Genomic DNA, 16,581 nt, shown 5'->3' with positions numbered 1-16,581 from the left:
ACTCCTTTAAATCGTGCCGTCAGGGCTTAGCGCTGTAACATCGAGGCCAGCGTAGATGCAGCATCACACTGCGCCAGCGTCTGCTGCTCGCCGTTACGTAAATCTTTAATGACCAGCAGGCCGTTAGCCACTTCGTCCTCGCCGAGTACCAGTGCGATGCGGGCTCCCCACTTATCTGCACGGGCAAACTGCTTCTTGAAGTTACCACCGCCGAAGTTCGTCATCAGCTTCAGCTCTGGCAGCGCGTCACGCAGCTGTTCAGCCAGCAGCATCGCCGCACTCTGTACGCCCTGACCTGAAGCGATAACATAGACATCAACAATGCGCGTCGGTTCAAATTCCGGGTTAACTGCCTGTACCAGCAGAACCAGGCGCTCCAGCCCCATGGCAAAGCCCACGGCCGGCGTGGCACGACCACCCAGCTGTTCTACCAGACCATCGTAGCGGCCACCGGCACAGACCGTGCCCTGGGCGCCCAGGCTGCTGGTCACCCACTCAAACACGGTGCGGTTGTAGTAATCGAGGCCGCGCACCAGGCGCTGGTTCACGCTGTAAGCAATGCCCGCCGCATCCAGCAGGCTGCATAGCCCGGTGAAATGCTCGCGCGACTCGTCATCCAGATAATCGCCCAGCGTTGGCGCATCGTTCAGCAGCGCCTGCACGTCCGGGTTTTTGCTGTCCAGCACGCGCAGCGGATTGCTGTACATGCGGCGCTTGCAGTCTTCGTCCAGCACGTCCACGTGCTGCTCCAGGAAGGCCACCAGCGCATCGCGATAGTTGGCGCGGGCTTCCAGCGAGCCGATAGAGTTCAGCTCCAGGCGCACATGCTCAGAGATGCCCAGCGCTTTCCACCAGCGGGCAGTCATCATGATCAGCTCAGCGTCAATGTCCGGGCCTTGCAGGCCAAACACTTCGGCACCAATCTGGTGGAACTGGCGGTAGCGGCCTTTCTGCGGGCGCTCGTAGCGGAACATCGGGCCGATGTACCACAGACGCTGTTCCTGATTGTACAGCAGACCGTGTTCAATGCCGGCGCGCACGCAGCCTGCGGTCCCTTCCGGGCGCAGCGTCAGGCTTTCGCCGTTGCGGTCGTCAAAGGTATACATCTCTTTTTCAACCACGTCGGTCACTTCACCGATAGCGCGCTTGAATAACGGGGTCTGCTCTACAATCGGCAAGCGGATTTCGCTAAAGCCGTAGCTGCCCAGAACCTGCTTAAGGATCTGTTCAATACGCTGCCACACCACGGTGTCAGCCGGTAAATAGTCGTTCATGCCACGGATGGCCTGGATATTCTTCGCCACTGATTTCTCTCATCAATTTCATGCAGCAAGGGACGACCGGCACAGCAGGTCGCCCCCTACAGATTATTTTTCGACCTGCTGGATGGTGATCCGGCGCGATTCATCCAGCATGGTGGCTTTAGCACGAATGCGCGCTTCCAGCTGGTCAATCATATTGTCGTTGTCGAGACGCTCGCGCAGACGCACGCCATCTTCGTAGAAACCGCTCTTCTTGTTGCCGCCGGTGACGCCCATGGTCGATACCGTGGCTTCACCCGGGCCGTTAACCACGCAGCCGATAATCGAAATATCCATCGGCGTAATGATATCTTCCAGCCGCTCTTCCAGCGCATTCACCGTGCCGATCACGTCAAACTCCTGACGGGAACAGGTTGGGCAGGCGATGAAGTTAATGCCGCGGGAACGGATGCGCAGTGATTTCAGGATATCGAAACCGACTTTCACTTCTTCTACCGGGTCCGCCGCCAGCGAGATACGCAGCGTGTCACCAATGCCCTCAGAGAGCAGCAGGCCAAGGCCAATGGCGGACTTCACCGCACCGGCTCGGGCGCCACCGGCTTCGGTGATCCCGAGGTGCAGCGGCTGATCGATCTGCTTAGCCAGCAGGCGATACGACTCGACGGCAAGGAACACATCGGAAGCTTTCACGCTGACTTTGAACATGTCAAAGTTCAGGCGGTCGAGGATATCCACATGACGCATCGCCGATTCCAGCAGCGCTTGCGGATTCGGCTCACCGTATTTTTCCTGCAGATCCTTTTCCAGCGATCCGCCGTTCACCCCGATGCGGATCGGAATGTTGTAGTGGCGGGCGCAGTCGACCACCGAGCGGATGCGCTCCTCATTGCCGATATTGCCCGGGTTAATACGCAGGCAGTCGACGCCATATTCGGCGACTTTCAGGGCAATGCGGTAGTCGAAGTGGATATCAGCAACCAGCGGGACGTTAACCTGCTGTTTGATCAGGCGGAAGGCTTCGGCGGCATCCATGGTTGGCACGGAAACGCGCACGATATCAACGCCAACGCGCTCAAGTGCCTTGATCTGGGCGACCGTAGCAGCGACGTCAGTCGTTCGGGTATTGGTCATGGACTGAACGGCGATTGGGGCACCGTCGCCCACAGGCACCTTGCCGACGTAAATACGTTTAGATTTGCGACGGGTAATGGGTGCTTCGTTATGCATATTCTTTCTCCACAATTACTCGCGACCAGAAAAAGATGCGTTATTGCGCACCTAAAGTCAGGCGAGCAACCTGGTTAGTACGGATAAAACGACTCAGATCAACAGGCTTACCCTGATACTCGATCTGTACTGCAGCCGGGGCACCAATCTTCAGGCGATAAGGAGCCGTACCGGCGAGGCTCAGTTTACCACCGCTACGCTGAATGCCGCTGAACAGTTTTTTACCGGCAGCATCAGTCACTTCCAGCCAGCAATCGCTGGAGAAGTTCATGATAACCGCATTCGGATCGGCAGCAGGCTGGCTGACGCCGGCGCTGCTGGTAGGTAGCTGACCGTTGGCAGCGCTATCAACCGGTGCCTGCGCTGGAGATACCACCGCAGGCTGCGAGTTGGCAGCCTGGGTGTTTGCTGCCGGTGCCTGAGCACTGGCAGCCGGAGCGTTATCGGCCGGGGTAGCAGCAGGCGCGCTACTGGTATCCGCCGGAGCCTGGCTTGGTGCCATATCCATCGGCACCGACTGGCCGCTGGTATCCGCACTGCTGCTGGCATTACCGTCAGTCAACGGAATAGACTGCCCGTTGCCGCTCTCCCCTTCCGCAGGCGCATTCTGATCGGCCATCGAGACCAGATCGTCCTGAGCGGCTTTATGATTCTGCCACCACCAGGCGCCCGTCAGGCCCACCACCACAAACAGCACCAGCCAGGTGAAGATCATCAACCAGCCATCACGCTTTTTGCGGCGTTTGCCGAGGGAGAAACTTTGCATCGGTTCAACTTTTGCGGCTCTGACCGGGGCTTGTTTAGCCATCATCGGCAGCAGTTCTTCTTCCGGCACGCGAACCAGGCGTGCGTAAGAACGGATATAACCACGCAGGAAGGTCGATGCCAGATTGGCAGGCGACTTGTCCTCTTCAATATCGCGGACGGTGGAAAGTTTCAGGCAGAGGCGCTCAGCAACGTTCTGCTGAGTCAGGCCCATCTGTTCACGGGCGCTGCGCAGGCGCTCGCCTGTTGAATTTACGTTGGATTTGTCTTCAGTGGCTTCAGTATTCATTAGCTAAAAAATGCTGGTGCTGTATCGATTGTGGAAAAATTCGCGCAAGTTGCGCCCCATAACGCTGTACATCATCGGGCTGGTTGGCCTGCGCGGCGAAGCGAATCTCTAACCACAGACTTTCCGCAGAAACAGGAAAGTTGTGTTGATAAACATCTAACAGGAGGCGCGAGTCTGAGCATCTCCCCTTTCCAAATCGCCTTTCGGCTTCTGCCAGCATAGGCATTCCCTTAGCAGGATCGGTCTGCACCGCATCCGCCAGCGCATAACGCGCTTTCTCTTGCTGCCCGGCATTCAAAAAACAGTAGCCCGAGTTTTCCAGCGTATCGGCACGAAGTCCGTCTGCTGAATCTGCAATGGCCCTGCTGAACTGCCGTTGTGCCGCATCATACTGCCCTAAACCGCAGAGAAACGCACCGTAATTATTAAGCACATAGCCGTTTTGCGGTGCAAGTTTCAGCGCGCGGCGATAATGCTGCTGCGCCTGGCTCTGCTCCCCCATCTGCTGCTGATAACGCGCCATTGCCAGCTGGGTTCGGTAATCTTTTGGCGCCAATGCCAGCGCCCGCTGCAAATTGCGGCGAGCCGCTTGGTTATCACCCCGCAGCAGATAGGCCAGGCCTAGCTGTATGCGCGTCTCTACCAGTGCTTTACGCTGCGGTGAAGTTTGGCACCCCACCAGCAGCGACAGCGCTAAACCAACGATTAAACCTGCCCGCATCCCTGTTTCTCCCGGTATCCATTCGCGGCTTATGCTACGCCAATGTTTACAGAGTCAACACGCTGCAGGGCAGGAAAACACCGGGTTTCAGATCGCCTTCACAGAGATGGCTTCACCGGCCATTTTCTTTTTCAGCGTGCGCTTGGTGCGGTCGATCACTTCCCCGGCCAGCTGGCCGCAGGCGGCATCGATATCATCGCCGCGGGTCTTACGCACAATAGTAGTAAAACCGTAATCCATCAACACTTTAGAGAAGCGATCGATGCGACTGTTCGAACTACGACCATAGGGTGCGCTTGGGAAGGGGTTCCATGGGATCAGGTTGATCTTACAGGGTGTATTTTTCAGCAGCGCGGCCAGTTCATGGGCGTTATCCGTGCTGTCATTGATGTGGTCGAGCATCACGTACTCAATGGTCACACGCCCCTGGTTGGCATTTGACTTGCCGATGTAGCGGCTGACCGCGGCCAGGAAGGTCTCAATATTGTACTTTTTGTTGATTGGCACAATTTCGTCACGAATTGTGTCATTTGGCGCGTGCAGTGAAATCGCCAGCGCCACGTCAATCATATCGCCAAGTTTATCCAGCGCCGGAACCACACCGGAGGTGGACAGGGTTACGCGGCGTTTCGACAGGCCAAAGCCGAAGTCGTCCAGCATGATTTCCATCGCCGGAACCACGTTATTCAGGTTCAGCAGCGGCTCGCCCATCCCCATCATCACCACGTTGGTGATCGGGCGCTGGCCGGTGACTTTGGCCGCGCCGATAATTTTCGCCGCGCGCCACACCTGACCGATGATTTCCGACACGCGCAGGTTGCGGTTAAAGCCCTGCTGCGCGGTGGAACAGAATTTGCACTCCAGCGCACAGCCCACCTGGGAAGAGACACACAGGGTGGCGCGATCTTTTTCTGGAATATAGACAGTTTCGACCTGCTGGCCGCCGACCTGGATAGCCCACTTGATGGTGCCATCGGAGGAACGCTGCTCTTCAGCCACTTCCGGCGCGCGGATTTCCGCAACTTCCTTCAGCCTGTTACGGAAGACCTTGTTGATGTCGGTCATCTCGTCGAAGTCATCACAGCAGTAGTGGTAGATCCACTTCATCACCTGATCGGCACGAAACGGCTTTTCACCCATGCTGGCAAAAAACTCACGCATCTGCTGACGATTGAGATCGAGCAGGTTAATTTTCTCTTTTTTTGGCGTTACGACGGCAGGTGAAGCGGACGACGGAGTCACAATAAGTTCGGACATAATATTCTCTGGCCTCGTTGTTACACGTTATGGCGCTGGGTTTGAAGTGAATAAAATAGAAGCGCCCCGGAGAGCGAACTCCCGGGGCGCATTATTGTACTCATGACCTTCACAGGGTTAAAGCACTATAGCGAATTAATTTGTAAACCCTGCTGCAGGCCAGGCAGCCGAATTAACGGGTGCGCGGGCACACTTCGTTTTCGCCGAAGAAGTAAGCGATTTCACGAGCAGCAGATTCAGCAGAATCTGAACCGTGGGTCGCGTTCTCGGTGAAGCTGTCCGCGTAGTCTGCACGCAGGGTGCCAGCCAGCGCGTTAGCTGGGTTAGTTGCGCCCATCAGGTCACGGTGACGCTGTACGGCATTTTCGCCTTCCAGCACAGAAACCACTACCGGACCTGAGGTCATGAATTCAACCAGACCATCGAAGAATGGCTTACCCTGGTGCTCAGCGTAGAAACCTTCAGCCTGCTCTTTGCTCAGGTGCAGCATTTTGCTGCCAACGATTTTGAAGCCAGCGCTTTCAAAACGGTTGAAGATTGCGCCGATCACGTTTTTTGCCACAGCGTTAGGTTTTACGATGGAGAATGTACGCTCAATAGTCATGTTGACCCCTGTCTTATCTTTCGAATGTAGCCGCGAAAACGGTGTTCCCGGCCGGGAAAATGGCCGCAGATTATAGGGGGCATCGCGATGGATGCCTATCGAAGATTCAATAATTTATTGAAAAACTCGACCACCATCGCGGGAAATTTGCCCCAGCTGGCGCTATTTTACGCAGCGCGGCGAATGATGACCATCACTGCGGCCAGGGTTCTGTCTGAAATTAACGAATTAATTCGACATGAATCAGACGGCTGTCGGCACGCCCGCGATCGTCCACCGCACGGACTCTGTATTTACCCGGCCTTGTTGGCCGCCAGTCGAGCGGCACTTTACTGGCACTGCTGCCGAGGAAGATATCGTCGATAAACCAGTAGACGCTGCTGCTGTCGGCATCCGTCACCGCGCTAAAGCTGAGTTTGTCACGCCCCTGCTGCGACTGGCGCAGCGTATAGGTGATGTTTTTCTGCGGCGAGGTGATGCGCGGCGCGTCTCCCCCCACGGCGCCCTGCTGGCACTGCGTAGCGGGCGGCTGGCGTTTCGGTAACCCTGCCAGCGCGAAAACGTTCGCCAGGTCAGAGGGCCAGAACTCAAACACCTCAACGTGCGTCTGCTGCGGGTCCCACGGCGCACAGGCCACCTCACCGCTGTGGTTATCGATGCGCAGCGGGCGGTAAACCGTGTCGACTTTGATCGGCGATTTGCCGGGAATAAACCAGCTGCGCCCGCGCTGCTGACACCACTGCGTTGGCAGGTTGCCGCTCGGCAGACAGATCTCCACCCTTTTCAGCTGCGGCGGGAAACGGTGCTGCGGTTCTTTCAGCTGGGGGTAGCTCGCCACCACGCTGTCGATGATATTGAAAAACAGCGGTGCGGCCGCTTCCACCCCGACAAAGGCCTCATTGCCCTGCCCGGCAAAGTTACCCTGCCACACCACCAGCACGTACGGACCGAAAATCCCGACGCTCCACGCATCGCGGAATCCCCAGGAGGTGCCGGTCTTCCAGTACACCGGCAGTGACGCGGGCCGCTGCGCCAGAGTGTCACCCGGGCGACGATGCTGGCGCAGAATGTCCAGCGTCATAAAGCTGGCCTCCTCACTCAGCAGGCGAAAGGCCGGCGGCACAGGTGCCTGCTCGCGCATGCGCAGGTCGCGCAGTTCGCCACGGTTTGCCAGCATGGCGTACAGCTTAGCCAGCTCCTGCGCCGTCACTTCCCCGCCGCCGAGCACCAGCGAAAGACCATAATGTTTTTCACTCGCCATATTGCTGACGCCGGCCAGCTGCAGGAACTGATAGAAGCCGGGCTGGCGCAGCTGCGAGGCAATAGCCACCGCCGGAATATTGCGGCTGAAGTTCAGTGCATCGGTGGCGGTAACCGGGCCGAGAAAGCGGCGGTCAAAATTTTCCGGCGCATAGCTGCCAAATGATGAAGGCACGTCCTTCAGCACCGTCATCGGGTGCAGTACGCCCTGCTCCATGCCCAGCGCGTAGATAAACGGCTTGAGTGCTGAGCCCGGTGAACGTTTGGCGGTGGTGCCGTTAACCTGCCCCTGAATCTGCCGGTTGTAATAATCCGCCGAGCCGACCAGCGCGCGTACGCCCATGTCGCGCGTATCCACCAGCAGTACGGCGCTGTTATGAATGCCGCGACTCTGATTGCGCCGGATAAACGCCCGCACCTGCTGCTCCACCAGCCGCTGCAGCCCGGCATCAAGCGTGGTGTCAACGCGCGGCTGACGTTCTCCATTTTGCAGCTGCTCAATAAAATGCGGCGCGATAAACGGCAAATCCTGCGGCTGGCGCAGCGCCAGCGGCAGGCTGAACAGCGCTCGCTGGCTGGCATCCGTTGCATAATGCTGCTGCCAGCGCTGAAACAGGCGGTTTCGGGCCTGCATCAACGGCGGGCTGGCTTCGTCACTGCGCGGATTCATGCGCAGGCTCGGCGACTGCGGCAGTACCGCAAGAGTCAGGGCTTCGGCCAGCGTCAGCTGAGACGGCGGTTTAGCAAAATAGATCAGGCTGGCGGCGCCGATGCTTTCGATGTTGCGGCCATAGGGCGCGGCGTTGAGATACGCTTCGAGAATATCGTGTTTGGAGTAGCTCAGCTCGAGCTGCACGGCGCGCAGCACCTGCATCAGCTTGCCGCCGGGCGAACGGGTATTCAGCTGCCAGTGCATGCGCGCCAGCTGCATGGTGATGGTGGAGCCGCCCTGAAGCCGCCCACCCGCCACATAGCTGCGCCAGAAACCGCGCACCAGACTGAGGGGATTAAAACCGGGGTTGTACCAGAACCAGCGGTCCTCATGCAGCAGCAGCCCACGCACCGCCAGCGGAGAAACCTGCTCCAGCGGCGTCCACTGTCGATAGCGGTCGTCGCTGGCAAGCGAGAGGCGCAGCAGCGTACCGTGGCGGTCATACCAGGCGGTAGAGAGTGGGATGCCCTGCGAGAGCGGCGGGTGAGGCCACAGACGAAAACCGATTAGCAGCAGCGCCAGCAGCCCCAGCGCTACTGCCAGATTTTGCAGCAGGCGTTTCATCGTGACGCTGCAGACGGTGCTTCAGCCGCCACCACCTCGATTTTCCCCTGCGCCGCCGACATCGCCTGAATATCGCGATCGTACATCGCTTCACCATAGGCTGGCGGGATGGTGAAGCTGCCGGTGTTGGTGGCTTTGATCTGGTAGACAAACTCCTGCAGATCTTTCGTCGCGCTACCGTAAATAATGACCCGATCTTCGCGAATATCGCTGTAGTCCGGCGACCAGGTGGAGCCATTGGCCGCCAGCGGAGACTGCCAGGCGGAAGAGGTTTCGCCCGACGGCTCTTCAGCGTCGTTTTCCGGCGCGGGTAGCGTTTGCTGCACCACCTCAAAACCGCCCGGCAGCAGGTCGACTATCGCCAGGTTGCTCAGCGCCTGGTTTGCATTGGCGCGGATCTTGAGGCGCACGTTAATCGTCTGCCCCAGCGTCACCTTGCTGACCTCTTTGCCTGCGGCATCGGTATAATCCCGGCTAATCTCCAGCCCTTTCGCCACCGCCTGCTGCGGTGCAGCCCGATCGTACCCTGCCTGAGTGACCACATACCAGGCAGGTGCATCGCCCTGATTACTGAACTGCACGGCGCTGGCAGCCGCAGTGAACTGCCCCTGCGCGAAGCGGCCCTGCAGCGTGGAGATGAGCTGCGGCACTTTGCTGCCGCGTTCCTGCTGGCTAATGCTCAGCGCGGCCGGATCGTTCTGCTGCGCCACCTGTGCGGAGTAGCTCTCCAGCGCCAGAATGCTCATCCCGGCGGAGAAGGTGGTGTAGCGCTGTTCACGCAGCGCCTGCACCATATTCTCCAGTACCTGCGGCGGCACGGCGGAGACTCTCTCCGGGAAGTGGCGGGTAATCAGATACAGCCGCGTGGCGTCCGTCACCAGCGGATCGTAATAGTTATTGCTCCACCAGCTGTTATCCCAGGATTTGCTCAGCGCCTGCCAGGTCGGTTGCAGCAGGCGGTTGGCTTCATCATCGGCTTTCAGTAACTTCCACGACGAGGCCAGGTAGAGCGCGCTGAGATCGGAACTCCAGCTCTGCGGGAAGCGCTTTTGCAGCGTCTCCTGTACTGAAGCCAGCGCGCTGGTCGTGATTTCACCCTGGCGCGTCAGCAGATAGACCGCCCAGGCACGCAGACGCAGGTGATAGAGATCTTCATAACCGCTGGCCGCCAGGGTGCGCAGCGCCACGTTAGCCTCCTCCAACATCCCGCTGGGCAGCGGGTAGCCTGCGGCGCGTGCTTCCAGCAGATACTGCACCACGTAAGGAGTAACAAACGGGTCAACCTGCGGTGAAGCCACCCACAGGCCAATTCCGCCGTCAGCGTTCTGGCGCGAGCGCAGCACGTCGAGAATGCCCTTCAGCTGCTGACGCACTTTATCTGCATCCAGCGCGCCGCGCAGTTCCGGGTGCTCACTCTGCAACAGCAGCGGGATCGACTGGCTGACAATCTGTTCGGAGCAGTAGTACGGGTAGTCAGCCAGATAGCTGGCTAATCCACGGGTCAGCACCAGCGGCGAGTTCGACACTGCGGCCTGACGCTGAGCGTAAGCGCCAAACATCTGGCGCAGGTTGTCGACCTGCTGGCTGCTACCGTTCATGCGCCCCATCACCGTCTGGACGCGGAACGGCATCGCCGGGCGTACCGAGGTGCTGATGGTGCGCCGGCTGGTTTTGTCGCCGAAGCTGGCGCTGAACTGCAGCGGTGCATCGCCCAGTTCGGCTTTGGCCCGCAGGCGGAAACTCACCATGCCTTCATGTTTGGCGGCCAGGCTCAGCGACTGCTGCGCGCTGCCGACCACTTCCAGCTGCGGCGGTGGCGTAAGCTGCACCGCAATCGGCAGCGGCTCTGCACTCTGGCCGCTGAGGTTGTTGCTCACCCCAACGCTGACGTCAAACTCATCGCCCGGCGCCACCATCGACGGCACGTTCGGCGTCAGGATAAAGTCATCACGCACGGTAGTGGCGGTCTGCGCTTTACCGATTTTATCCGCCGTGACCGAAATCGCCATCACGCGGATTTTGCCATTGAAGTAGTCCGGCAGCGGATAAGTAAACTGCCTGATGCCGTTGACTTCGGTGATGCCGGACCAGTAAGCCACCGGTTTGTCACGCTTGCGCTTGAACGGATTGAGGTGGAGATCCATCCCTTCTGCCCCGTCACCGCCCGGTGCCGAGGTCAGCGACATCAGTTTGCTAAACTCCGGCAGGATCAGGTCGAGGATCTGTGAGCTTTCCACGCTCAGTTCGCGCTTGCGGAAGAAGTAGTCGAGCGGATCGGTCAGGCGATAGCGCGCCACCTGCAGGATCCCTTCATCTACCGCAAACACCGCCACCTGCTGTGGGCCATCGGTTTTGACATCAATGGTCAGGTTCTGCCCTGGCTTCAGCAACTCAGGGCTGGTCAGGCTAAGGCTGTTTTTGCGCGCCGCATTGCTGATTTTGAACGGCATTACGCCATAGCTCAGCGGGCTCATAAATATCTCGTCGGAGTTGATATCACGCACAAACTGCACGTTGATATAGGCGTTACCTTCCAGCTCTGACGGAATGCGGATCTTCTGCACTGAGTTAGTGGTGGTGGTATGGAACCATTGCCAGCTGTAGACGCGGTCTTTCTCTATGGTGATTAACCCGCTGCCGGTGTAGGGCGCGTTGATCGCCACTTCAATTTCATCACCTGGCAGATACTGGGCCCGATCCAGCTTCATTTTCAGCTCGGCATTGCGGTCGAGCGAGCGCGTCAGGTTCGCTTCCCCTGCCACGCTATAGGCGATGCGGTTGAGCACTGCCCCTTTCGCATCCTGCACCACCAGCACGTAATCGCCGGGCTTGTCGGTCGCCAGCGCCAGGCTATGGCCGCTGGCAGGCAGATCGAGCGCGACCTCAGAAACCGGGATCTCTTTCAGCTTCGACTGGTATTTATACACGCCGGATTCCTGTCGCGTCAGCACCGACAGATATTTCTGCTGCAGCAGCTGCAGCTTCAGGCCGCTGAGCGCAATGGTATCCAGCGCCGGATTAATGGCGATCAGGTTAACGTTGCGTAGCGCATTCTGACGGATATAACCCAGGTCGCCATCGGCCTTCGCGCCGATCAAATAATCATATGGCGAGACCAGCGTGCGGGCGGTCGCAGCCACCGAGCGACCGCTGCCCGCGACAAAGGCTTCGGACAGCAGCTGCAGCTGATAAGTTGACTCGCCCCATGCGCTGAGATCGAGCTTGATGGCCGCCTGGCCTTTGTCATCGGTGGTGCTCTCTTCCAGCTCGGTCTCATAGCCGTCGCTGGCGGATCGCGCTTCATAGAAGGCGTAATCGGCATAGCGATCGAAGGCCGGATAGACCGGGCGCAGAGTCAGTTTTGACGCCACGCGCAGCTTCTGCGCCGGGGTACCAAACAGATTCTGCACGTCGATACTGGCCTTCAGTTGGTCCGGCTTCACCCAGCCCTGCTGCTGGTCTGGCGTCAGCGTCAGCTTAACCTTCAGCGGGTCCGGCTCGAACTCTTTGACGTTGACCGAGGTGCTGCCAAGCAGGCGCGTAGAGTCTTCATCCTTGCCCGGCAGATAGAGGTAGATATTCCATTCGCCGGTCGGCGCGTTTTCTGCCGTGGTAAAGCTCAGCTCGTTGAAGCCGCTCGCCGTCAGCGTCAACGGCACGGTGCGCATCAGCTTGTCGCGTGGGTCATGAATTTCTGCCCGCACGGGCACCCCCGTCACCGGGACGGCCCAGTCGGCGGCACGGGTAATCAGGCCGATATTAAAGGTATCGCCAGGGCGGTAAACGCCGCGGTCTGAAAACAGATAGCTGCTGAGCGTGCGCTTATCGTCAGGCGTGGCATCACCGTAGACGTCAAAGCGGGAGAAATCGAGGCCGCGATCGTTGTCGCGCCCGGTCGGCAGGAAGGAGACATCCCCCTCTTTTTCCACCAGGAACATCACTGGCTGGCGCTCGTTGGTGTAAACCTCCAGCGACGGGAAGCTGACGTGACCATCACTGCCGGTGACGCGGCTCATTATCTTCTCACCGTTTTTCGCCACCACCGATACCTGAGCGCCCGCAACCGGCTCGCCGCTGCCTATCGACTGCACGAACAGATCGCGAGTCTTATCCTGCGAGCGCTTGGCAATAATGCCCAGATCGGTCACCACCACAAAGCGTGAATCACCCACACTCTCTGCGGCAGCGTCCTCCTCCTGGTACTCATCTTCTGCAGGTTGCTGATCCTTCTGACCCGGTGTCCACTGCGATAAGGTCAGCAGGAAAATGCCGCGATGCGATTTGGCGTCAGTCGAGAGGTAGCGCGACAGATCAACGCCCTGATAGCTCACCTCCCCCGGGTGACTATTATTGACCGCCGTCTGGTAGCGGAAGTGCTCGGTAAAGTATTCATCGTTCAGACGATTGAAATCGGCCGAAGCGAATTCACGACTTTTGAACGAAACAATGTGCTGTAGCTGGCTGGGGATCACGCGTTTGATATCAACCCGCAGGCCCGGCACGTTGCGCGCGGCCACGCTGATGCGCTTATCCCCCTTCACGGACAGCAGGGATCCCTCGGCGGCGAAGCGCAGCAGCTGCGGATAGTCCGGCACCTGCACCACGCGCCAGACTTTTTCCGGCATTTTATAGCCGCCGCTGGAGGTCATGGCGGCATTGACCTCCACCAGCAGCCAACGGCTGGCCGGGGCATCAAATTTAAAGCTGAACTGCGGCTGATAGCCCTCTTCCGCATCGTTCAGGCTGAGCGGCAGCGGTGCTGATTGGTTGATGACCGCTTGATCGACCTGCTGCCGATCCCAGTGAGTCTCTTGCTCATCAGGATGGCGCGGATCGTGCTGCGGCAGCAGCCAGACCCGAACCGCTTTATTAATATCGCTGTCGCGCACCGCATCGCTAAAGGAGAGGATCAGCGCGCGCTCGCCCTGGCTGCCCGCTTTATCGACCACCATCGCACTGATATCGCTGACGCTCAGGCTGTAGAGATTCGGCACCGTCACCCAGGCTTCGGCTTTGCGCCCGGCGTCATTGCCGGGGTGCGAGGACTTCACGCTGCCATTCACCTTAAGATGAACGAAGCCGCCATGATCCATCGGCTGCAGCGGCGCAGAGCGCACCCAGGCGTTCAGTTTCTTTTCATCCCAGGTGACGCTGAATTTTAGCGGCTGCTCAGATTGACCTTTGGCACTGGTCAGCCCGAGCGACAGCTGTTTCTCCACGCTCTGCACATCGGCAGGCGCGTTAAATTTAATATTGAAGATGGCGCTGTGCTGGCTGCTGTCCTGCGGATCCTGATAATACTCGGTAGAAGCCACCTGATAGTCGAAGACCGGGGTGCTGAAGTGGTAGTCCGTTTTATCGATGCGGATCTGGGGCGCCAGCAGGGTTTCCGGTTTGAGGGTGACATCGTAGCCCGCGCCCAGTGGCAGCGGCTGCTCTGGGGTAAAGGTCAGCGTCCAGGCATTCTGCCACTGCCAGCCGCCCTTCAGGGCCGGTTTCAGGGTTATGCCGTCAGTGACGGTTTTGCCCACCCGCGTGACCGGGGCCACCGACTGATTAAAGCGCAGCGTGAGGGTTTGCACTGCGGGTTTTGCCTGGCTGTAATCCACCGCAGAGGGGTCGACGGCGCTGACCTGGCTATGCTGGACGGCCAGCGGCGCAACCTCAATGGGTTTTGGCCGGTTCTGCCACTCGTGCCAGCCATAGAAGGCCGCAGCAGCCATCGCCAGCAGCAGCAGCAGGCTGGCGGTAATGGCTTTAGGATGGCGGTTCACGCCCTGCTCCAGCCGCTGGAAGCCGTTTTTCAGCGGGGCAACCCAGACGGGAGCGCGCCAGTTAACCTCGCCCAGCAGCGGGCGCAAAATTCGCCCCAGTAAACGCAGCAGCAGGCAGATCAGCCAGCACAGCGCGTTGACCAGGATAAAAGGCAGGCGGAGCAGAAACTTGAGCACATCCATCGGTGAGAACCTTCCGTGTAACAAAACTGGTCAAAGAGTAATTGTTTATCCGTGCAATATCTATCTGCGACAGCAACATTTTGCCGGATTTGAGCGCCTGCTCTGAATGCAGTGATTTACCCTTGTGATAGCGCATGAAATGGCTGAAACTCAGCTTCATATTTTGACTGACTGCGAGGCCGCTATGACGACTCTTTCTCTGTTTGTTTCCGCTGACTGGCTGGCGGAGCATCTCGATGATGACAATGTGCAGATTCTGGATGCGCGCATGCTGCCGCCAGGCCAGGAGAAAACCCGCGACCTCAGCGCTGAGTACCGGGCAGCACACCTGCCGGATGCGCCGCTTTTTGATATTGAAGCGCTGTCCGACCACACCAGCCCCTACCCACATATGATGCCGCGCGGTGAAACCTTCGCCGTGGCGATGCGTGAGCTGGGCGTGAACAGCGATAAACATCTGGTGGTCTACGATGAGGGCAATCTGTTTTCCGCCCCGCGCGCCTGGTGGATGCTGCGCTATTTCGGCGTCTCTCAGGTGTCGATTCTCGCCGGAGGCCTGGCAGGCTGGAAGCAGGCAGAGCTGCCGCTGGCCAGCGGTGCGGTTGAACTGCCGGAAGGCGAGTTTGAAGTGGCACCGGGTGAAGGCGAGATTAAGCGCATCACCGATGTTCTGCTGGTCAGCCATGAAGGTGGCGCGCAGATCGTTGACGCCCGCGCCGCCAATCGTTTCCACGGTGAAGTGGACGAGCCGCGCCCTGGCCTGCTGCGTGGCAGAATTCCGGGCAGCCTGAACGTACCCTGGAACTCACTGGTGAGCGAAGGTCGCTTAAAACCGGCGCAAGAGCTGGGTGAGATTTTCAGCCAGCAGGGGGTGGATCTGTCGCAGCCGGTGATAGCCAGCTGTGGTTCCGGGGTGACGGCGGTCGTGGTGATTCTGGCACTGACCAGCCTGGGCGTGAAAAACGTAGCGCTGTATGACGGTTCCTGGGGCGAATGGGGCACGCGCCAGGATCTGCCGCGGGTGAATGATTCAATTTAGGGCTGACCGCAGCGGGTCGATCGAAAAAGAGGATCGCCCCCTACGAGTAGGGGCGGACCCTTTTTTTGGTTCGCCCGCAACATCCCCGTATTTCAATCGATATTCTTCACTTTAAAATCACGCAGGAAACTGCCCCAGCGCCGCTCGTAGAACGGGGTGATATGGGCAATAAAGAAGTGGCTGATGCCCTTCTCCCCTTCTACAACGTGGCAGATATCAATCGGTTCATCTTCCAGCAGCGTATCCGTTGCCACGCTGCCCGCCGCCTGAATAATCGCCTCGACGTCACCATCGGCTTCAATACCAATCAGCAGGTTGGCCGGCTGGTCGGCACGCTCTTTGATATGCGCGAGGTAGGCGCGGCGCACTGACTTATATTTGGCAAACAGCTGGGTCAGAGAGTCCACCATCTGTGCAGGCGGCTCAGCGATCTCCGACAGCAGCAGCGCCGTACCGCCCTCCAGCACCGTCTGCTGGCTCAGGGCATTACTGTCATCACCCAGCAGATGGGCAATTTCACGCGGTGAAAACTCTTTGCCGTTCGGCAATTTCGGATTGAGCAACAGCGCCTCTCCGAGGGTCATTTCAAACAGGGTACGCACTGGCATCACCAGGTAAGCCTGTTCGCCACTGACGGCCTGCTCCAGCGCTTCTGCTGACGTAAAGAACGGGATAATGCTGGTGCCGTCCTCTTTTTCCCAGTGCTGTAAATCCACCGGCGTGCTGGCATCAATCGCCTGCCCGGATTGCGCACTTTCCCCCGGCACCACCACGCTGGCATCCAGCAGCAGCGAGAAAAACTCCGGGCGGTGTGCCGGCTCCGTAGCGGCCAGTTTCAGCACTTCTTCCAGGCGCGAATTAAGATCGTTCATTGAGATATTCCAGAATAAGAAGCGGGCGCACCGAAAAACAGGGTCCGCCCCT

General features: G+C 58.8%; 10 protein-coding genes. 1 reads left to right on the top strand and 9 read right to left on the bottom strand.

Features of this window, described 5'->3' with window-relative positions; genetic code table 11:
* Nucleotides 1-26: 26 nt before the first annotated feature.
* The 8 genes from hisS to QLG07_RS09365 all read right to left on the bottom strand — a co-directional run bounded on the left by hisS (nucleotide 27) and on the right by QLG07_RS09365 (nucleotide 14,618).
* Complete coding sequence (gene hisS, locus QLG07_RS09400; protein ID WP_282469096.1) at nucleotides 27-1,304, bottom strand: histidine--tRNA ligase; 1,278 nt, start codon at nucleotides 1,302-1,304, stop codon at nucleotides 27-29.
* Between the two features lie 63 nt (nucleotides 1,305-1,367).
* Nucleotides 1,368-2,489: a flavodoxin-dependent (E)-4-hydroxy-3-methylbut-2-enyl-diphosphate synthase gene (ispG, locus tag QLG07_RS09395; RefSeq protein ID WP_048915176.1), complete on the bottom strand. Its 1,122-nt coding sequence runs from the start codon at nucleotides 2,487-2,489 to the stop codon at nucleotides 1,368-1,370.
* A gap of 40 nt (nucleotides 2,490-2,529) precedes the next feature.
* The gene (gene rodZ / locus QLG07_RS09390; RefSeq protein ID WP_099753530.1) at nucleotides 2,530-3,543 is read right to left on the bottom strand and encodes a cytoskeleton protein RodZ; all 1,014 of its coding nucleotides are present in this window, start codon (nucleotides 3,541-3,543) and stop codon (nucleotides 2,530-2,532) included.
* Nucleotides 3,533-4,264, bottom strand: coding sequence for a type IV pilus biogenesis/stability protein PilW (pilW, locus tag QLG07_RS09385; protein ID WP_099753529.1), 732 nt, complete (start codon nucleotides 4,262-4,264; stop codon nucleotides 3,533-3,535). The genes rodZ and pilW overlap by 11 nt, the downstream gene beginning before the upstream one ends.
* Before the next feature lie 87 nt (nucleotides 4,265-4,351).
* Nucleotides 4,352-5,521, bottom strand: coding sequence for a bifunctional tRNA (adenosine(37)-C2)-methyltransferase TrmG/ribosomal RNA large subunit methyltransferase RlmN (locus tag QLG07_RS09380; RefSeq protein ID WP_048915173.1), 1,170 nt, complete (start codon nucleotides 5,519-5,521; stop codon nucleotides 4,352-4,354).
* Nucleotides 5,522-5,693: 172 nt separating this feature from the next.
* On the bottom strand, nucleotides 5,694-6,125 hold the full coding sequence (gene ndk, locus QLG07_RS09375; protein WP_048915172.1) for a nucleoside-diphosphate kinase: 432 nt from the start codon (nucleotides 6,123-6,125) through the stop codon (nucleotides 5,694-5,696).
* Between the two features lie 220 nt (nucleotides 6,126-6,345).
* Nucleotides 6,346-8,661 carry a penicillin-binding protein 1C gene (gene pbpC / locus QLG07_RS09370; RefSeq protein WP_282469095.1) on the bottom strand — a complete coding sequence of 772 codons (2,316 nt, stop codon included), beginning with the start codon at nucleotides 8,659-8,661 and terminating at the stop codon, nucleotides 6,346-6,348.
* The gene (locus QLG07_RS09365) at nucleotides 8,658-14,618 is read right to left on the bottom strand and encodes an alpha-2-macroglobulin (protein WP_282469094.1); all 5,961 of its coding nucleotides are present in this window, start codon (nucleotides 14,616-14,618) and stop codon (nucleotides 8,658-8,660) included. The genes pbpC and QLG07_RS09365 overlap by 4 nt, the downstream gene beginning before the upstream one ends.
* 184 nt (nucleotides 14,619-14,802) lie before the next feature.
* On the opposite strand from QLG07_RS09365, the gene sseA reads away from it, so the two are divergent.
* Entirely contained in the window at nucleotides 14,803-15,657 is an 855-nt protein-coding gene (gene sseA, locus QLG07_RS09360; RefSeq protein WP_230049415.1) for a 3-mercaptopyruvate sulfurtransferase, read from the top strand.
* A 92-nt stretch (nucleotides 15,658-15,749) separates the two neighbouring features.
* Here sseA and sseB read toward each other — a convergent pair whose 3' ends face one another.
* Complete coding sequence (gene sseB, locus QLG07_RS09355; protein ID WP_282469093.1) at nucleotides 15,750-16,529, bottom strand: enhanced serine sensitivity protein SseB; 780 nt, start codon at nucleotides 16,527-16,529, stop codon at nucleotides 15,750-15,752.
* Nucleotides 16,530-16,581 lie beyond the last annotated feature (52 nt).

The organism is Erwinia sp. V90_4, assembly GCF_029967685.1.
Taxonomy (GTDB): domain Bacteria; phylum Pseudomonadota; class Gammaproteobacteria; order Enterobacterales; family Enterobacteriaceae; genus Erwinia; species Erwinia aphidicola.
Note: the sequence above shows the minus strand (reverse complement) of the source record. Positions and strands in the feature narration are given on the sequence as shown.